13 protein-coding genes are annotated in these 20,422 nt (G+C 53.4%); 10 read left to right on the forward strand and 3 right to left on the reverse strand.

Annotated features, from left to right (window positions below; all coding sequences use genetic code 11):
* The first annotated feature begins 3 nt into the window (after positions 1–3).
* The gene (locus tag M1D30_RS02195; RefSeq protein ID WP_248505797.1) at positions 4–1,833 is read left to right on the forward strand and encodes a T9SS type A sorting domain-containing protein; all 1,830 of its coding nucleotides are present in this window, start codon (positions 4–6) and stop codon (positions 1,831–1,833) included.
* A gap of 4 nt (positions 1,834–1,837) precedes the next feature.
* A complete protein-coding gene (locus M1D30_RS02200; protein ID WP_248505799.1) occupies positions 1,838–4,228 on the forward strand; it encodes a M6 family metalloprotease domain-containing protein in 2,391 nt (796 codons plus the stop codon).
* Between the two features lie 133 nt (positions 4,229–4,361).
* Here the strand turns inward: M1D30_RS02200 and M1D30_RS02205 are convergent, their stop codons facing one another.
* Together M1D30_RS02205 and M1D30_RS02210 are read right to left on the reverse strand one after the other, a co-directional pair.
* On the reverse strand, positions 4,362–4,631 hold the full coding sequence (locus M1D30_RS02205) for a hypothetical protein (RefSeq protein ID WP_248507716.1): 270 nt from the start codon (positions 4,629–4,631) through the stop codon (positions 4,362–4,364).
* 11 nt (positions 4,632–4,642) lie between these two features.
* A complete protein-coding gene (locus M1D30_RS02210; RefSeq protein ID WP_248505801.1) occupies positions 4,643–5,074 on the reverse strand; it encodes a DoxX family membrane protein in 432 nt (143 codons plus the stop codon).
* Positions 5,075–5,219: 145 nt separating this feature from the next.
* Between M1D30_RS02210 and M1D30_RS02215 the strand changes: the two genes are divergently transcribed.
* The 8 genes from M1D30_RS02215 to axeA1 all read left to right on the forward strand — a co-directional run bounded on the left by M1D30_RS02215 (position 5,220) and on the right by axeA1 (position 17,593).
* Positions 5,220–5,930: a DUF2461 domain-containing protein gene (locus M1D30_RS02215; RefSeq protein ID WP_248505803.1), complete on the forward strand. Its 711-nt coding sequence runs from the start codon at positions 5,220–5,222 to the stop codon at positions 5,928–5,930.
* 76 nt (positions 5,931–6,006) lie between these two features.
* The gene (hflX, locus tag M1D30_RS02220; protein ID WP_248505804.1) at positions 6,007–7,305 is read left to right on the forward strand and encodes a GTPase HflX; all 1,299 of its coding nucleotides are present in this window, start codon (positions 6,007–6,009) and stop codon (positions 7,303–7,305) included.
* A 34-nt stretch (positions 7,306–7,339) separates the two neighbouring features.
* Positions 7,340–9,193 carry a DUF4954 family protein gene (locus tag M1D30_RS02225; protein ID WP_248505806.1) on the forward strand — a complete coding sequence of 618 codons (1,854 nt, stop codon included), beginning with the start codon at positions 7,340–7,342 and terminating at the stop codon, positions 9,191–9,193.
* Between the two features lie 9 nt (positions 9,194–9,202).
* Positions 9,203–12,103 carry a pitrilysin family protein gene (locus M1D30_RS02230; protein WP_248505815.1) on the forward strand — a complete coding sequence of 967 codons (2,901 nt, stop codon included), beginning with the start codon at positions 9,203–9,205 and terminating at the stop codon, positions 12,101–12,103.
* 19 nt (positions 12,104–12,122) lie between these two features.
* Entirely contained in the window at positions 12,123–13,772 is a 1,650-nt protein-coding gene (locus M1D30_RS02235; protein ID WP_248505817.1) for a fumarate hydratase, read from the forward strand.
* A complete protein-coding gene (locus M1D30_RS02240) occupies positions 13,760–15,316 on the forward strand; it encodes a M6 family metalloprotease domain-containing protein (RefSeq protein ID WP_248505819.1) in 1,557 nt (518 codons plus the stop codon). The genes M1D30_RS02235 and M1D30_RS02240 overlap by 13 nt, the downstream gene beginning before the upstream one ends.
* A gap of 32 nt (positions 15,317–15,348) precedes the next feature.
* Positions 15,349–16,143 (forward strand): glucosamine-6-phosphate deaminase, encoded by a 795-nt coding sequence (gene nagB, locus M1D30_RS02245; RefSeq protein ID WP_248505821.1) that lies wholly within the window; start codon positions 15,349–15,351, stop codon positions 16,141–16,143.
* Positions 16,144–16,183: 40 nt separating this feature from the next.
* The gene (axeA1, locus tag M1D30_RS02250) at positions 16,184–17,593 is read left to right on the forward strand and encodes an acetylxylan esterase AxeA1 (protein WP_248505823.1); all 1,410 of its coding nucleotides are present in this window, start codon (positions 16,184–16,186) and stop codon (positions 17,591–17,593) included.
* Here the strand turns inward: axeA1 and M1D30_RS02255 are convergent.
* The gene (locus M1D30_RS02255) at positions 17,562–20,369 is read right to left on the reverse strand and encodes a hypothetical protein (RefSeq protein ID WP_248505825.1); all 2,808 of its coding nucleotides are present in this window, start codon (positions 20,367–20,369) and stop codon (positions 17,562–17,564) included. The two genes, axeA1 and M1D30_RS02255, sit on opposite strands and share 32 nt — an antisense overlap.
* Between the last annotated feature and the right edge of the window lie 53 nt (positions 20,370–20,422).

Consider the following 20,422-nt stretch of genomic DNA (forward strand, 5'->3'; position numbering starts at 1 on the left):
TTTATGATACGAAGTATTATTGTAGCATCATTGCTGGCACTCGTCACCACCGCCTCGGCGCAGGATTTGAAGCTGCGCTATTGTGGCGACCAGGTGGAGAAAGGCTATGGTAAGGCCAATACCTATTACACCGCCTACACCACCTTTCGTGCCGACATGCTCCGTCCCTATGTGGGCGCTCGCATCACCAAGTTGCGCATTGGCGTGAAGCACGATGCCACCGGTGTCTACGTCTATTTCAAGGACGATGCCCGCAATACTGCCAACAATTATAAAGAGAAGATAACAACCCTCTCGGCGGGGTGGAACGAGCTGACACTCGCCACCCCCCAGGAGATTGTGGCCGACAAGGATATCGCCATTGGCTATCGTGCCTCGTTCACCGAGGCCGATGGCCTTGGCTATGCCCTTGGTTCTTCCAGCGATGGCAGTAGTGTGTATGTTAACTCCAGCTCGTCGTGGGAGTCACTCACGGGAGGTGTGTTTTGTATCGAGGCCGTGGTCCAGGGCGACAACCTGCCCCAGAACGAGGTGCGCATCAGCGCTGTCGACGACCGTACGGCCCCCTATGGCACCGACTCGCTCACTTTCTCGGGTGTGGTTTATAATGGTGGTGTCAATGTTGTTAGCAGTTACGAGTTGACCTACACCCTCGATGGCCAGTTGGCCACCAAGACCTTCACTACCGACATGCCTGTCAATGGGCAGTCGCCCTTCAGCATCACCCTGCATCGCACCGCCTATGGCACCCTGCCCGTCACCTTCACCATCACCAAGGTGAATGGCGTTGACGACCCCTATATGGCCAACAACACCACCACCGCCCGTGCCACGTTCCAGGACCCCGAGTTCCGTCGTCGCGTCTTGGTCGAAGAGGCCACCGGTCTCTGGTGTGGCTGGTGCCCAGGTGCCGCCTATGTGCTCGAAGAGATGAAGAAGGAATATGGCGAATGGTTCAATCCCGTGGCTGTGCATTGGGGCGACATCCTTGAGCCCGACACGTCGCTGCCTTACGCCTATGCCGACCTCTACAGCCACTTCACCGGTGCCCCCTCGTGCATGGTTGATCGCAAGATCAACACCACGCCTACCAACGACATGTGGACCATCTTCCGCAACGAGAGCGTGCCCGTTGGCGCTGTACTCACCACCACCTGCCAGTGGAATGCTGACAGTACCCAGCTCACCGTCAATGCCGATTTCTATACGGCAAAAGACGAGGCCGACGCCCAATACAACCTTGTGTTTCATCTCCTCGAGGACGAGGTGAAGGGACAGGACGATGCCCTTGGCGAAGCCTTCCCCCAGCATAACTACTACGCCCGCGGACAGAGTGGCGAGGCGAGTAACCTGCCTGGCTGGATTGACAGGGCCGCGGTCACCACCGACTATGTCATGATGAACTTGGCCATCGGTGCCTTCCCATCCTATGCCGGAACGCCCGTAGTGCGTGGCACCATTGCCGGTCGTGAGCACCGTCAGTACAGTTACACCTTCGACGTGCCCACCCATGTTGTCCATGCAGGCAAGAATACCCACCTCATCAACAAGCGCCACCTGCATGTCACGTCGGCCCTTGTCGATGTGAAGAGTGGCTATGTCATCAACAGCTTCGACGCCCGTCCTGAGGGCCAGACAGCAGGCATCCAGTCGGCTGCCGATGCCTTCACCGTGGCAGGCAGTCGCTATCAGCTCTATACGGTCAGTGGAAAGCTCGTTGGTCAGGGCACTCTTGTTCGCGACCTCAGCGACATCCGCGTGCCTGCCCATGGCACCTATCTCATCAAGCTGCAAAAGGGTGGTGCTGTCCGCACCCTCAAAATCATGAAATAACGCAATGAACCGTATAACAAGATTTTTCATTCTCTCTGTTTTTGTAGTCACGTCGGTGGCGGCTCAGGCCGTGCCGGCGTGGCCTGGTAGGCATAAGGCCGTGCTTGCCGACGGCACCCCCGTCACCTATCGCCTCGTGGGCGATGAGTACGGCCATCACTTCGTTTCCAGCGATGGCTATCTCCTGCGCCCCATGGCCGATGGCTGTTTCCAGCGCCAGGGCCTCTATGTCGAGCAGCAACAGCAGCTCATGGCTCAGACCCGCCGTGCCCAGGCCTCGTCGCCTCGTCATCTGCGTGTCGACCCCGAGTTGTCCACGGGTCAGATTCGTGGTCTCGTCCTGCTGGTCGAGTTTGCCGACAACAGCTTTCAGTCGAACTACGACCAAAACTTCTTCTTGCGCAAGATGAACGAAGAGGGTTTCAGCTATAACGGTGCCACCGGCTCCTGTCGCGATTACTATATCGACCAGTCCGACGGCCTTTTCCAACCCACCTTCGATGTCGTGGGTCCCATCAAGTTGAAGCACAACATGGCCTACTACGGCTCTAATGGTGGTGTCAACAGCTCCGACATCCGTCCCCACGAGATGGTGGTCGAGGCCAGCACCTATGCCCACGACTCGCTGGGCGTTGACTTCCGTCCCTACGACAACAACCACGACGGCACCGTCGACTTCGTCTATGTCTATTATGCCGGCTATGCCGAGAGCTATGGCGCAGCCACCTACACCATCTGGCCCCATGCCTCCAACCTCACCCAGTTGGGCATCTATGCCAGTTTCGATGGCGTGATGCTCGATCGCTATGCCTGCTCGTCCGAGCTCCGTTATACCACGGGTACCGAGGCCGAGGGTATTGGTACCTTCTGTCATGAGTTTGGCCATGTGCTGGGCTTGCCCGATATGTACGACACCATGTATTCCGCCGAGACCCTTGGCTCGTGGGACCTCATGTGCTCGGGCAGCTATAACAACGACAGTCGCACCCCGCCCGCCTTCTCGGCCTACGAGCGCAGCACCATTGGCTGGATGCCGTTGCAAACCATCGACACCCCTGCCGACTCGCTCGTGCTCCACGAACTGCAGGCCAGTAAAGAAGCCTTCCGCATCAACTGCCGAGGCGCCAACAAAGACGAGTATTTCATTCTTGAGAACCGACGCCAAACGGGGTGGGACACCTATCTCCCTGGTCAGGGCATGCTCATCTGGCGCATCTACTACAACGCTACTGCCTGGCAGAACAACACCGTGAACGCTGGCAAGAACTACATCGACATCCTCGAGGCCAAGGGCAGCAATGGCAGTAAGACCGCCGCCTTCCCGCAGTCGGGCATCGACTCGTTCACCGACTATTCATCGCCCAGTGCCCTGTCGCTCGACGACGTGCCCACCGAGCGAGGTGTCACCCATATCCAGGACCACGACGGCGTCATCTCGTTCCGCTATATGAAGGACCGGCTGCCGCGCCCACAGAACCTCTATGTCAGCGATGTCACCAGTCACGGCTTCACGGCCAACTGGGACCCCGTCGATGAAGCTCGGCACTATCGTCTCAGCATCAGTGAGGTGCTGCGCCAGGAAGAGAACCCCGTCATCCTTGCCGACGATTTCTCAGGTATGACCGATGGCAACTATCCCGTGTCGGGAGCCTCCGCCATCGACCAGAGCCTCGACAAATACACCAGTCAGTCAGGGTGGAGTGGCACCAACGTCTATGCCGCAGGTGGCTATGTACGCATCGGAGGCTATAACCAGGCCGGCGAACTCGTCACCCCCGCCATCAGCCGTGCTGCCACCAATGGCAACGCCTATGTCAGTCTGCGTGCCATCGGCTATCCCTCCAAGCGCGTGGGCTATACCGTCACCCTGAGCGATGCCACCACCGGCGAAACCGTCGAGCAGTATTCCCTCACGGGCGATGGTCGCAGTGAGGCCCAGCAGGATCTCGTGTTCCATCACGTGCCCGCTGCCTATCGCCTCGCCATAGCCACCACCAAGGAGCGCCTCTATGTCAACGACCTCCGCGTGTTCTCCGACTCCATCGTTTCCGATGCCGCCTGGACGGCAGGTCCCCGTTCGTGGACCATCGACAGCATTGCCAGCGCCAGCGTCGCCATCGACAGCCTGGTGGCAGGTCGCACCTATCAGTTCTCCGTTCAGGCCTTGGCCGTTGGCCTCTGGACAGGCTCCCTGTCATCTGCCACGCAGACCGTCACCCTGCCCGTCGAGACCAGCATCCATCAGTCTCAGGGCGCATCGTCCGATGCCTCCATCCTCAGCATCCAGTATTTCGACTTCTCTGGTCGTCAGCTGGCTGCCAAGCCCACTTCGGGCCTGTTCATCCGCAGGGTGTGCTATGCCGATGGAACAATAGAACGAAAGGTTGTGAGGTAAGGCTTACGATTATGTATAAAAAGAAAAGGGATGCACTCATCCACACTACCGCCCTTTGGTAGGCACACTACCACGGCTTGGTAGCCTGACTACCAACGCTTGGTAGTGTGGCTACCAAGGCTTGGTACTGACGCTACCAAGGCTTGGTACTGACGCTACCAAGCTTTGGTACTTTTGGTAGCAATTCGCTAAGTCTATCTTCCCTGATAATCTTTGGTGCAGCCTTGCCGGCCAGCACTAACACTTTCTTGCCATTTCGGTAGATATGAAGTTGGCGTGAACGGACTACGGCTGTCAGCTCTGCATCATCTTGCATGGCTAGCCACAGAGGATGATACACTCCATCCTCTTCAAACAGCTTCCGCTGTAGGTGCGAGCACATGTTTGTCGTATCGATTGTCATCATCTAATCTGTTATTCCTTCAGCTTGCCCTTCGCCCACAGCTTCCAGTATTTCCAGCCACCAGTGGTCCACAAGGCCAGGAAGATGAGCACGGGCTGGAAGAACAGACGGATGAGACGAGCCTGATCTGTGTTGAGACCAAAGGCATCGATATGGTTGACATACTGATTGATGTTGCCAGGGAAGATGGCTACATAGAAGAGGGCCAGCAGGGCACCGCATACGGCTCGCTTGTTGGCTACAAGCAGGAGCAGACCCAAGCCAAAGACAATCTCGACAAAGCCCGATGACAACACGATGAAATCGGTGAACTGTGGACTGAACTGCAGCCACGTGGGCACCTGGGCTACAAACTCCTGACGATTGAACGTGAGGTGACTGATGCCTGCATAGGTCATGAATGCGCCTAATAGCAGACGGAAGAATTGCTTGACGTACTTCATAGAAAATCTAGTTTTGTTGAACATAAACTCTTTGCAAAGATACGAATTAGCATGAAAACGACCAAATTATTTCTACTTAAATATTTGGAGGCTTCGGATTTTCTTTCTACTTTTGCAGCCTATACACAAAAAAACAGAAAAGACGATGGATGCAAAAAGAATTTTGAAGTACCTGCGCCAGCTGAGGACTAACAACAACAGGGCGTGGTATATGGAACATAAGGCGGAGTATGACGCCGTCAGGGCGGATTTTGAACGGGGCGTGCAGCAGGCCATTGGGCGCATTATGACGTTCGACGAGACGATAGCACACCTGACGGTGAAGGACTGCACCTATAGGTTCTATCGCGACACGCGATTCTCGAACGATAAGTCGCCCTACAAAACCCACCTGGGCGCCTATATCGCAGCCCACGGCAAGAAGTCGCTGCACGGTGGCTACTACCTGCATCTGGAGCCAGGACACTGCCTGGTGGCCTGCGGCAACTACTGGTTGCCCACGAATATCCTGACGTCGTGCAGAAACGAGATTATGGGTAACACGGACGAATGGCTGAAAAGGGTAGAGAACGCCGAGTTTCAGAAATACTATGGACGCGTGGAGGCACCTGCCGACATGGCCACTTGGGACCAGCCGCAGGGCTTTGGCATGGAACGACTGAAGACGTGCCCATCGGGATTTCCACGCGACTGGGAACACGTGGAATATCTGCGACAAAAGGACTACTGCTGCTGGCATCGCGTGGACGACAGTTTCTTTGAGGGCGACCACTGGCTGGACGAGATTGAGACGATGTTCAGGGCCGCGAAGCCGATGATGGACATGATGAACAGCGTTATTGACGACTATGAATAAAAAAAATCCTATAACCATAACGGTTGTAGGAATTTTTTTTGTACTTTTGTAGCCAATTATCGATAATAACTACTGAATGAAAGAATTTGTAATATCCGAAGCCAAAGCCGAGACGGCCGTATTGGTGGGACTGATTACGAACCAACAGGACGAAGCAAAGACCAAAGAGTATTTGGACGAACTGGAGTTTCTGGCCACCACGGCGGGCGCACGGACTGTGAAAAGGTTTACCCAGCGTGTGGGTGGACCCAGCAGCGTGACCTATGTGGGCAGCGGAAAACTGGAAGAGATTCGCCAATATATCAAGCAGTGCGAGGATGCCTATGACGAGGCCATGGAGCATCGCGAGGATTATGAGAGTGATGCAGACATGCCACAGCCTGTGGGTATGGTGATCTTTGATGATGAACTGAGTGCTAAACAAATCAGAAACATTGAGAAGGAACTGCAAGTGAAGATCCTGGACCGCACATCGCTGATCCTGGATATCTTTGCCATGCGTGCTCAGACCGCCGAGGCCAAGGCGCAGGTGGAACTGGCACAGCATCGCTATATGCTGCCACGACTGCAGCGACTGTGGACGCACCTGGAACGCCAGGGCGGCGGCTCAGGCGGCGGTGGCGGCAAGGGAAGCGTGGGACTGCGTGGCCCTGGTGAGACGCAGCTGGAGATGGACCGCCGTATCATTCTGCATCGCATCACGCTGCTGAAACAGCGACTGGCCGAGATTGACAAGCAGAAGACCACGCAGCGCAAGAACCGCGGACGACTGATTCGCGTGGCGCTGGTGGGCTATACGAACGTGGGTAAGTCGACACTGATGAACCTGCTGTCGAAGAGTGACGTGTTTGCAGAAAACAAGTTGTTTGCCACGCTGGACACCACGGTACGCAAGTTGACCATTGAAAACCTGCCCTTCCTGCTGGCCGACACGGTGGGATTTATCCGTAAGTTGCCCTCTGACTTGGTGGAGAGTTTTAAGAGTACGCTGGACGAGACGCGCGAGGCCGACCTGCTGGTGCATGTGGTGGACATCAGTCACCCCGACTTTGAGGACCAGATTCGCGTGGTGGAGCAGACACTCAGTGAGCTGGGCTGCTCGGAGACGCCCTCGATGGTGGTGTTCAACAAGATTGATGCCTACACATGGACACCTCAGGAGGAAGATGACCTGACGGAGCCCACGAAGGAAAATATCTCGCTGGAGGAACTAAAAAAGACGTGGATGGCGAAGATGCAGGGCGACTGCCTGTTTATTTCAGCCAAGCAGAAGGAGAATATTGACGAGTTGCGCGACGTTCTCTATCAAAAAGTGCGCGAGCTGCATGTGCAGAAATATCCGTATAACGACTTTCTATATCAAATAGAGAGTTGAGAACTGAGAATTGAACCTAACACATTAAATATTTATGAGAGAGTACAGACAACTGACACAAGAGGAAGTTCTGGTGCTGGAGAACAACGGCTGTTGGGCTGAGGACTGGAGTAGGGTGATGGTGGACATGGTGTTCCGCCCCTATAACTTCCACCGTGTGATGTTCTATGGCGACATTCGCCTGGGTAAGTTCGAGAAAATGGTGGAGGTGGCTCAAGGCTTCCACAAGCACTCGGGCATTAACGACGCCACACTGAGAAACGTGACCGTGGGTGATGACTGCCTGATTGAAAAGGTGGGCAACTTCATCAACAACTATACCATTGGCGACGACTGCTATATCACCAACATATCGACGATGGAGACACGCGAGGGTGCCAGCTATGGCGCAGGCTCGACAATCTCTGTACTCAACGAGATGGGCGACGGCAACGTGACGCTGTTCAGGGAACTGAACTCGCAGTTGGCTGCCTTCATGGTGAAGCACCACACGGACAAGGCACTGGTGAACAGACTGAAACAGCTGATTGACGACGAGGTGCGGGTGTCGACGCCTGAGCGCGGCATCATTGGTAACAGCGTGAAGATTATCAATACGAAGGATATTACGAACACGGTAATCAAGGGCGACTGCGAGATTAGTGGCGCTGCTCGACTGAACGAGTGTACGATTCTGAGTAGTGAGGACGCGCCTGTGTTCATTGGCACGGGTGTGATTTGCGAGAACTCGATTATCTGCGACGGTTGCTCGATCAACAACTCGGTGAAGATGCAGGACTGCTTCGTGGGCGAGGCTTGTCAGATAACCAATGGCTTCACGGCCGAGGCCAGTCTGTTCTTTGCCAACTCGTTTATGGCCAACGGTGAGGCCTGCGCCGCCTTCTGCGGACCGTTCTCGGCTTCTCACCATAAGAGCTCGCTGCTCATCGGCGGACAGTTCTCGTTCTATAACGCTGGCTCGAACACCAACTTCTCGAACCACGCCTATAAGATGGGCCCGTTGCACTATGGCACCCTGGAGCGCGGCACCAAGACGGCCTCGGGCTCGTATGTGCTGATGCCTGCCACGATTGGTGCGTTCAGCGTGTGCTTCGGCAAACTGATGCACCACCCCGATACGCGCTGCCTGCCGTTCTCGTATCTGATTGCCTATGGCGACACGATGTATCTGGTGCCTGGACGCAACATTACCACCGTGGGATTGTATCGCGACATTAAGAAATGGCCCAAGCGCGACAAGCGCTCGAAGCAGTCGAAGAAGAGTATCATCAACTTTGACTGGCTGAGCCCCTTCACCGTGGGCGAGATTATGGAGGGCATCGAGATTCTGAAGGCGTTGCGCAATGCCTCGGGCGACAACGTGACCACGTATAACTTCCACGAATATGTGATTAATGCCTCGTCGCTGAAGAAAGGACTGAAATACTATGATATAGCCCTGCGCATCTTTATGGGTGCCGTGCTGAAGCGTGCCCAGAAGGAGGGCTTCTTTGGCAATCCGAAGTCGGAAGTGGGCAAGGGCGCATGGTCGGACCTGAGCGGGCTGCTGTTGCCTGAGACTGAGGAGCAACGCTTGATTGACGAGATCAAGGAGGGCAGCATCGATAATATTCAGCAGGTGCTGACGCGCTTCGAGGATATCAACAACAACTACAGCGACTATCGCTGGGCATGGAGCTATCAGCTGATTCTGGACTACTATCACCTGGAGACGCTGGACGAGGCTGCCTGCGCGCGTATTCGTGAGGATTATGTGAAGGCACGCCGTGCATGGATTGCCGAGATTAGAAAGGATGCCGAGAAGGAGTTCCAGATGGGTGATGTGGAGCAGGAGGTTTATGAGGACTTCCTCCAGAAGCTCGACCACGAGATTGATTACGAAAATTAATATAGCACAATGAGACTTAGACTATTTTTGGGAATGGCCCTGATGGGCCTGGCATTGAGCTCTTGCTCAAAGTATGATTATGAAGAGGTGAAGGGTGACCTGACACAAACCCGCATCTATACGTTGAAGAACGGACTGAAGGTGTATCTGAGTGTGAACAAGGAGGAACCACGCATTCAGACCTACATCGCCGTGCGTACGGGTTCGAAGAACGACCCAGCCGAGACCACGGGACTGGCTCACTATCTGGAGCACCTGATGTTTAAGGGCACCAGCCAGTTTGGTACCACGGACGCCGCAAAGGAGGCTCCGCTGCTGGACGAGATTGAACAGCGCTACGAGAAGTATCGCAAGATGACCGACCCCGAGGAACGCCGACAGGCCTACCACGAGATCGACTCGGTGAGTCAGCTGGCTGCGAAGTATAACATCCCCAACGAATACGACAAGTTGATGGCCACCATCGGCTCAGAGGGTTCGAACGCCTATACGAGCGAAGATGTGACCTGCTATGTGGAGAATATCCCTTCGAACGAGATCGACAACTGGGCCAAGATTCAGGCCGACCGCTTTATGAACATGACCATCCGTGGCTTCCATACGGAGCTGGAGGCGGTGTACGAGGAGTATAACATCTACTTGACCGACGATACGGACAAGTTGTTCAGTGCCATGCAGAAGGCGCTGTATCCCACGCACCCCTATGGCACGCAGACCACCATCGGTACGCAGGAGCACCTGAAGAACCCGTCGATCACGAATATCAAGAACTATTTCAAGAAATGGTATGTGCCCAACAATGTGGCCATCTGTATGGCGGGCGACTTTGACCCCGATGAGGTGATTGCTACCATCGACAAGTATTTTGGCCAGTGGCAGCCGGGCGAGGACGTGAAGCAGCCTGAGTTTCCTGTGCAGCAGCAACTGACACACCACGTGGACACCACCGTTGTGGGTCAGGAGGCTGAGACATTGTGGATGGGCTATGCCTTCGACAAGGCTTCGTCGCTGCAGATTGACACGCTGCAGGTGGTGGAGCGCATGCTGAGCAACGGCACGGCAGGACTGATTGACTTGGACATCAACCAGAAGATGTTGATGCTGGGTGCTGGCACGGGCGTGCAGAGCGGCATGGACTATACAACGCTGATCCTGGCGGGCACTCCCATGGAGGGACAGTCGCTGGAGGAGGTGCGTACACTGCTACTGGCCGAGATTGAGAAGCTGAAGAAGGGTGAGTTCTCGGACGACTTGCTGCCTTCGGTGGTGAACAACATGAAGTTGCAGTATTACAACGCACTGGAGAGTAACCAGGCACGTGCCAACATGTATGTGCAGTCGTTTATCCACGGCACCGAATGGAAACAGGAGGTGGAATCGCTGGAGCGCGTGGAGGGCATGACGAAGGCGCAGATTGTGGCCTTTGCCAACGAGCACTTCAAGGACAATTACGTGGCTGTGTTTAAGAAGCAGGGCGTGGATCCCAACCAGAAGAAGATTGAAAAGCCTGCCATTACGCCTATCCCCACAAACCGCGACTATGTGAGTCAGTTTGTGAAGGATATCCAGGCTGCCAAGGTGACGCCCATCGCTCCGCGTTTTGTGGACTTCAAGAAGGATCTAACCTTCGGACAGACGGAGAAGAACCTCCCTTATATCTATGTGAACAACAATGAGAACGGACGCTTCCAGATGTCGTTCTACTATCCCTTTGGCAGTGAGGCCGATGTGCGCTATGGCTATGCCGGCGACTACTTGGATTATCTGGGTACCGACTCGCTGACGGCGCAGGAGGTGAAGCAGCAGTTCTATAAGTTGGCTTGCAACTATAACATTCAGGAGGGCGACCGCAGTATTACGGTGAGCTTGAACGGACTGAGCGAGAACATGACGGAGGCGCTGGCACTGCTGGAGCACCTGATGAAGAACGCCAAGGTGGACAACGAGGCTTATGCGCAGTTTGTGGCCATGGAGGCAAAGAGCCGCATGGACAACAAATTGGACCAGCGCACGAACTTCAATTTCCTGACACGCTATGCGCAGTATGGTGCCTACAACCCCTCGCGCCACGATATGAGCATCGCCGAACTGCAGCAGACCAACCCGCAGGAGTTGCTCGACCTGTTGAAGAACCTGTCGACATTCGAGCACACCTTATTATATTATGGTCCGATGAGCGAGAAGGAGTTGGCCGAGGCGGTGACCAGTGCGCACCAGACGCCAGAGACGCTGAAGACTGCTCCAGAGGGTCATCACTATGTGCTGCAGGCTACGCCTGAGAGCACCGTGACGCTGGCACCCTATGATGCGAAGAACATCTATATGATGATGTATCACAACGAGAACCGTGGATGGAAGGCCGAGGAGGCGCCTGTGACGGCTCTGTTTAACGAGTACTTCGGCGGTGGCATGAACACCATCGTGTTCCAGGAGTTGCGCGAGGCCCGCGGATTGGCCTACAGTGCGTCGGCCTACTATGTGGAGCCCAGCTACGAGGAGATGCCTGAGTATTTCTATACTTACATCATCACGCAGAACGACAAGATGATGGACTGTGTGAACCAGTTCCACGCCATCCTGAATGAGATGCCTCAGAGCGAGTCGGCCTTCAACATCGCCAAGGAGTCGCTGACCAAGAAACTGGCCAGCCAGCGCACCACGAAGTTCGGGCTGATCAACGCCTGGCTGGTGGCTCAGCGTCGCGGCATCGACTACGACATCAACCAGCGCATCTATGAGGCACTGCCCAACCTGACGATGGCCGATGTGCTGCGCTTTGCCAACGAACAGGTGGCTAACAAGGCGTATAATTACATCATCCTGGGCGACGAGGCTGAGCTTGACATGGCTTCGCTGGAGAAGCTGGGAAGCATTAAGCGACTGACAACGGAAGAGATTTTTGGATACTAAACTTAAAAAATAATACTTTATGGCAACACCAGTTGAATTTAAGTATGCCCCCATGTTTCAGGTGGGCGAAGACAAGACGGAATACCGCTTGTTGACAAAAGAAGGCGTTAGCACCGCCGAATTTGAAGGAAAACAGATTGTGAAGGTGTCGAAAGAGGCCCTCACGCTCCTGGCTCAGCAGGCCTTCCACGATGTGGAGTTTATGCTGCGCCGTGAGCATAACGAACAGGTGGCTAAGATACTGACCGACCCTGAGGCTTCGGAGAACGATAAGTATGTGGCCCTGCAGTTCCTGCGCAATGCCGAGACGGCTTGCAAGGGCATTCTGCCTTTCTGTCAGGACACGGGTACGGCTATCATCCACGGTGAGAAGGGTCAGCAGATCTGGACTGGCTTCGAGGATGAGGAGGCTCTGAGCCGCGGCGTGTATAACACGTTTACGCAGGACAACCTGCGCTATTCGCAGAACGCACCTCTGAACATGTACGACGAGGTGAACACCCGTTGTAACCTGCCTGCACAGATTGACATCGAGGCTACCGAGGGTGCCGAGTATAAGTTTGTGATGGTGGCTAAGGGCGGTGGCTCGGCCAACAAGACTTACTTCTATCCCATGACGAAAGCTACGATCCAGAACGAGGGTACGCTGATTCCTTTCCTGGTTGAGAAGATGAAGACGCTGGGCACAGCTGCTTGTCCTCCTTATCACATTGCTTTCGTGATTGGTGGTACTTCGGCCGAGAAGAACCTGCTGACTGTGAAACTGGCTTCAATCAAGTTCTATGATAACCTGCCTACCACGGGCGACGAGACGGGTCGTGCCTTCCGTGACATCGACCTCGAGGAGAAACTGCTGAAGGAGGCTCACAAGATTGGCTTGGGTGCGCAGTTTGGTGGTAAATATCTGGCTCACGACATCCGCGTGATTCGTCTGCCTCGTCACGGTGCCAGTTGTCCTATCGGCATGGGCGTATCTTGCTCGGCCGACAGAAATATCAAGGCAAAGATCAATGCCGATGGTATCTGGCTGGAGAAGATGGATGCCAACCCCACAGAGCTGATTCCTGAGGAGATGCGCAAGCCGGGTGAAGGCGGCAAGGGTATCGAGATTGACCTGAACGAAGGTATCGATGCTGTGCGCAAGGAGCTGAGTAAGTATCCTGTTTCTACCCGCGTGAACCTGAAGGGTACTATCATCGTGGCTCGCGATATTGCTCACGCTAAGCTGAAGGCTCGTCTGGATGCTGGCGAGGGCATGCCCGAGTACTTCAAGAAATATCCCGTGCTCTATGCTGGTCCTGCCAAGACGCCAGAGGGCTATCCTTGTGGCTCGATGGGTCCGACAACGGCCAACCGTATGGACCCCTACGTGGATGAGTTCCAGGCTAACGGTGCATCGCTGGTGATGATTGCCAAGGGTAACCGTTCGGATGTGGTGACCGAGGCTTGTAAGAAGCATGGTGGTTTCTATCTGGGCACTATCGGTGGCGTGGCTGCTGTTCTCTCGAAGAGTAGCATCAAGAGCATCGAGTGCGTGGAATATCCTGAACTTGGTATGGAGGCTGTGTGGAAGATTGATGTGGAAGACTTCCCCGCATTTATTCTGGTGGACGATAAGGGCAACGATTTCTTCAAAACGCTGAAGCCCTGGACCCCATGCGCAAAATAGGAAAATATATGCTGTCGCTTCTGCTGACTGTCGCTCCACTTACGGCGACAGCTCAGTTTGAGGTGATGCGCGGCGATTGTACGCCCGACCTGAACGGTGGCGATGCTGCCACCGCTCAGCGGGCGCCGGTCGTCAGCCATAGACTGCCTGCCATTAATACTCACTGGGACGCATCGAGGACGTATCGGCAGATGGTGATTCTCGTGGAGTTCTCAGATTTGACTTTCTGTCGTGCTGATGCTCATGCGCTCTACGACAGTATTATGAATGTGCCTGGTTATAATCAGGGCAACGGACCTGGTTGCGTGGTGGATTATTACCGTGACCAGTCGCGCGGACTGTTTAACTTGCAGTTTGATGTCTTCGGACCCGTGAGGGTGAGCCAGGTGGCACGACCTTCACAAGCCAAGAACTACGGAAAAGAGTCTTTGGCAGAGGCCACAAGACTGGTTATTCAGGAGAATCCTGACCTTGACTATTCGGTTTATGACTGGAATGGCGACGGCGAGATTGAACAGGTGATTTTTGTCTATGCGGGATGTGGTGGTAACATCTCGGGCATGGCTGGTTATATCTGGCCTAACACCAGTATATTCAGTACCGTTACGACGCCTGATGGAAAGAGTATTTCCAATTACTCGGCCAGCGCGGAACTGTGGGTGGACTATAGGGATGTTTCCTGTGGCTTTGCAACGCTCTGTCATGAGTTCTCGCATTGTCTGGGACTGCCTGATATCTATTCTACAACGAGTGGTGCTCCTGTGTGCGATGAATGGGACCTGATGGATGGCGGACTGATTACCAACAATGGATGGTGCCCGCCAAACTATACGGCCATGGAGAAGGTGCTCATGGGATGGCTCGAGCCCGTGGAACTGACAGATTCGCAGGTCGTAACGGGGATGATGCCTATTGCCGAGGGTGGCGATGTCTATCGGATTAAGCACTCGGACAAGGAGTGGCTGTTGCTTGAGAACCGTCAGCAGCGCGGATGGGACCTGGGTGTGCCTGGAAAGGGTCTCGTGGTCTATCATGTGTATAACGATGGTAGTGCGTGGCGCTCTAACAGGGTGAACACTAATCCGCAAAAGCGTTGTTTTGACTTGGTGCATGCCGACAATATGGACTATGATGCATGGACGAATTATGCTTCGAAGATGAAACTGAAGCAGTATGCGCACAGTCCGAAGCTGAACAGTCGCTATCTGAGTACGTCGGCTTATCCTTGGTCTACTGACAGTACGACGTTTGTTAATGATTGGCTGACGGAGACGTCGGTGCCTGCGCCGGTGATGTTCTATCCGAATGAGGCGGGTGACACTCTGCTGAATAAGCCTATTACGAATATCACAATGTCGGACGATGGACTCGTCTCGTTCGTGTTTCTGGGGAATCCTGACGCTGATGCCATTCGGACGGTGTCATCAGCAACCGACAGTAAACCTGCTTTCTTTGACTTGCGCGGACGTCGTGTGGGAAGACAAGGAAAGGGTATTTACCTGACGAGAAACCCAAATGGAGTATATAAGAAAATATTAAAATAATCAGTAAAATTTAACCAAAGAACAAAACTATTATGAGAGTTATTATTGAACCAAACTATGATTTGATGTCGCAGTGGGCAGCAAATTATGTGGTGGCTAAGATTAATGCAGCTAAACCTACAGCCGAGAAACCTTTCGTGTTGGGTCTTCCTACGGGTTCTTCACCCATTGGCATGTATCGTGCCTTGGTGAAGGCTTATCAGGAGGGTAAGGTGTCGTTCAAGAACGTGGTGACGTTTAACATGGATGAGTATGTGGGACTGCCTGTGGAGCATCCCGAGAGTTATCATTCTTTTATGTTCACCAATTTGTTCAACCATATAGACTGTCCCAAGGAGAATATTCATATCCTGAACGGCAATGCGAAGGATCTTGCTGAGGAGTGCGCTAACTACGAGAAGGAGATTGAGAAATTTGGTGGCATCGACCTGTTCCTGGGTGGTATCGGTCCTGACGGTCACATCGCTTTCAACGAGCCTGGCTCAAGCTTGACGAGTCGTACGCGTCAGAAGACTCTGACCACCGACACGATCATTGCTAACAGTCGTTTCTTCGAGAACGACATTAACAAGGTGCCCAAGACGGCTCTGACTGTGGGTGTGGGTACGGTGATGGCTGCCAAGGAGGTGATGATCCTGGTGAATGGTCATGCCAAGTGTCGTGCTTTGCAGGCTGCTGTTGAGGGTAGCGTGAACCACATGTGGACCATCTCGGCTCTGCAGATGCATCAGCATGGAATCATCGTGGCTGACGACGCTGCCTGTGAGGAGCTGAAGGTGGGTACCTATCGTTACTTTAAGGATATTGAGCGCAACAACCTGCTGTAATATTACTGAAGAAACTTATTGTTTTTAGAAAGAATAGCGTATGAAAAGACTATCTGCCCTGTGTCTGGCTTTCGTCGCATTGTCGATGCAGGCACAAACACTGAAATCGTTTAAGGTGAACATCACGGCCGACGGACAGGCCAACATGGTGGCTTATCTGCCTGAGCATCCTACAGGAAGGGCTGTGGTGGATTGTCCAGGTGGCGGATACACGCATCTGGCCACGCAGCACGAGGGACACGACTGGGCCGCGTACTTTAACAAGCAGGGCATAGCCTTTTTCGTATTAACTTATCGTATGCCTGGCGGCGACCGTTCCATTCCTATGAGTGATGCGCAGAATGCCATCCGCATGGTGCGTGACTCGGCTGCCGCCTGGCATATTAATCCTGAGGACGTGGGCATCATGGGCTTCTCGGCTGGTGGTCACCTGGCTTCTACGGTGTCTACGCATAGTGAGTATGACTGTCGGCCAAACTTCTCTATCTTGTTCTATCCTGTCATCTCGATGAACGAACGCGAGAGTCATAAGGGCTCGTGCCAGAACTTCCTGGGGAAGGAGGGACAGAAGGATGAACGACTGGTGAAGTTGTTCTCGAACCAGAATGCTGTGGTGCGTCATCTTACGCCTCCTGCCATCATCCTCACGGCGAATGATGATGGTGTGGTGCCGCCCGTTACGAATGCGATTGCTTATTATTCGGCCATGCGTCGCAATGGTAACGATTGTGCACTTTATGTTTACCCAACGGGTGGTCATGGCTTTGGCTTCCGTTCGTCGTGGCCTTATCACGACCAGATGCTGGGCGACCTGACCACGTGGCTGAATCTTCACAAGGCGCCTAAACGTGATGCGGTGCGTGTGGCATGTATTGGCAACAGCATCACAGATGGTCATGGCATTGACATGAGTGGGTCGCGTGGCTATCCTGCCCAACTTCAGCGTTTGCTGGGTGAGGGCTATGTGGTGAAGAACTATGGTCGCAGTGCTCGCACGATGCTCGAGAAGGGTGACAATCCTTATATGAAGGAGCGTGCCTGGCGCGATGCGTTGGCTTTCAAACCTAATGTGGTGGTGATTAAGCTGGGCACTAACGACTCCAAACCGGAGAACTGGAAGTATGGCAATGAATTTGAAAAGGACTTGCGAACCATGCTGACAGAACTGAAGAAGGCTTCTAATCCGCGTATCATTCTCTGCACGCCTGTTCCTGCCTATAAGCCTTCATGGAACATCAGCGACTCTGTCATTGTGAATGAGATTATACCTATTATTAATAAGGTGGCAAAAAAAGAGCGCATGGAAGTCATTGACCTCCACACGCTGTTTCATAACAACGACGGAAAACAAATGCAGACTGATGGCATTCATCCCACCGAACAGGGTGATGCTCAGATGGCTCGCGCCGTGGCTGATGCTATTTCGCGTGCAGCAGTCGACCGTCGCTAGTGATGCCTGCTGCACTCATGTGTAGACGGGTCTCTTTCGCATTGTTATAGAAAGAGGCTGTGAACCGTCCGTTTTCATCGCTTACTGCGTTGGGGTTCCAGTAGAGTGTGCGGCGATAGTCGGCTGGCACGCTGCCTGGTTCTCTGTTGCTGTAGTCTGGCTGATAGAACTGTGCGGCCTGGTTGAATCCTTGGAACATGATATGTCGGTCGCGGAAAGTTCTTTGTACACCTTCATCGGGGAAGTTCTCGAGTTCTATGGTTACATCAGGCGAGTAGACGTTCTCTACCATGGTGGAGTCTTCTGTTCTTGGCTCGTAATCTGTAAACACGCGGATGTTCTTCAGACGTTTCAGTTTCAGATTATGATATACGTCCTGTGATGTGCGGTGAGCACGGAAACGTCCTTCCTCAGCTGCCTCGCTGGGGTCGGGGTTGTAGTTGCGATAGTACACGGCTCCTGCTACGCGTCCGTCCACATTGTATTTTGTATAGCGGTTCATGTTGCCGTACAGGTATTTGCTTACTTGTACTGGGAACTGGCGCATGTCGAGCTTGCCAAACGACAACCCTCGGTCGGTGATGTCGTTATACAGGTCGTAGGCATCCATGACAAAGGCTGGCTTGTGCCAGTCGATGGCGCGGCGACCACGACGATGACCCGTCACGCTGACATTCTGCAACTGGTGCACGTCGTTCTCCATCGACAGGTCGGAAAGGGTATCGATGAGCATCTCCTCGCTATAGTCGGGCTGGTGCTTCTCGTAATAGGTATAGTCGTGTGTGAAGATGGGATAGAACAGATCGCGCTTGACGTAGAAGTCGGGATAGGCGTCTTCGTCCATCACAGAGACGTCCTTGCGTGAGGACATGTTCTTTTTAATGGAGTCGTTCTCCTTGTAGGCTTTCATGTTGAGGTAGGCATAGCCATAGAAGGGGGGCACGTTAAAGATGTATCGACCATTCTCTGTCTTCTGGACACCGCCAACATATTGTCCGCCAGCCGATATCTCTGCTTCTACCAATACTTCATAGCGCAGCCCTCCGTGGTTCACGCCCAAGTCATCGTTGGCGTTGCCAAGAGAGCCGTATTCAATGTCGCCTACTGCCGACCACGTGTCTGCGGGTTCTTGTGCGGAATAGGAACTGATGACGTCGGACTCTTCGCTTTCTGTGTCATCTTCAAACGGGTTCTTCTCGTCGTCTTCATGCTTGGTCATGCGGCCTACCATGCCTACACCGTCTTGCCAGCTTCCTACTTCTTCTGGCTCCACCTCGTTGAGACTAAGCATCTTGTATACTGTTCCTTCTATGGTCAACCCTTTCTCGGGCTCATAACGCATCTGTTGAGCTGTGTCTGCCAGGGCTTCCCATTTGTATTTCCGCCATCCTTGTACCAGCATCAGCAGGTCCAAATGGCGACGATGTTGCTCATCGTCTTTCTCGAAATAGTGGGCAGGGTAGGCCACAAAACCTTTTAACTCGCTTGACAACAGCAGGTCTGTGAGAATGGTGGAGTTGTCGTAACTGGGCTCATCGGTATAGGTGTCGCGAATGGACAAAGAGAAGGTGGTGGGCTCTGTGACGTTGGGCAACTGCACGGGTATATCTATCTTCTCATAGGGCTCATAGGTATGTGTCGCATCCAAATCGGCAGTAATGACACTGTTGTCCATGTCGTGTTGGTTGATGAAGAACAGACGGTCGGCCAATATTTGTCCGTCGCTGTCAAACACGGTCAGGTCGTTGACGCCTGTTGGCAGTTGCTTGATAGGAAGTTCGATGGATGATGTGCCCGTTAGCTTAGAAAAATGCTTCAATACACCGCGACACATAATGGAAAGACCGTATTCTTTGTCTTGTGGCAGGTCTTTCATTTGCAATTTCAGCAGGTTGTCTTCCAATTTTATGGCTACACCCTGACGTTCGGGTTTGGGCAGGTCGAAACTGTAATTCTTGCCAAGATAGGTAAAGCGTGCTTTGGCGTGCTTGTTGGTGGGCGTCAGCGTAAAAGAGCCGCGTCCCATATACTCGGTCTTTATGGTCATGTCCGGCATGCCGTCAATACTGATGGTGCCGTTGATGCTCACCGCTTCGCCAAACTGATTGACGGCCTCGAAAGCAATATGATTCTCGGTGTTCTCTATCAGGTGGCCACCTTCAGGAAAGAAGGTAACCTCAAGATCGGGTTTCTTCTGTTTCGGTAGTCTGGTCTTTGGGCGCTGATACATGCGATGGGCGTCGTAATTGCCGGCTTCTGCTGGCTTACTGTAAACGGGAAGCACGCGTGAGTACAGACCGTCCCAGACACGAAAATAGTCGGCTGCCATCTGTTTGTTATAGAACCACCAGGTCTCATCTCTGCGATAGCGATGATGGCGGACGTTGAAGTTCAGCATCCAGCGGGTATAGGCGCGAATCTCGTAATAGCCCGAATAGAGGGAATCCTCCAAAATGAACTGACCACTGGTATATCCTTTAGGATTGATGACGATATTCTGGCGTTCTACCAACAGACCATCTGGTGACAGTAGTTCTACATATAGTATGCGACTCATGTTGGTGGGCATCAGGTTGTCGGCCCTAACCACATAGGCTTTATACCATAGTGTATCACCCACAAAGTAACATTGATTGTCTGTGTGGATATATACTTTCTCCTGTATTCGTGATTGTGATGATGACTCCAATGCCTGACGGATGTCTTCAATGCTGCCTGCTTTTGCCAGCATTGGAAGCAAAAGCAGAAGGAGGAGGATACGGAATGATTTCGTCATAATTAAAAAGTTCTTGTAAAAATATGACGAAAAAAGGCTGGTTTCGTTTAACC

The organism is Prevotella sp. E15-22 (genome assembly GCF_023204875.1).
Lineage (GTDB): Bacteria > Bacteroidota > Bacteroidia > Bacteroidales > Bacteroidaceae > Prevotella.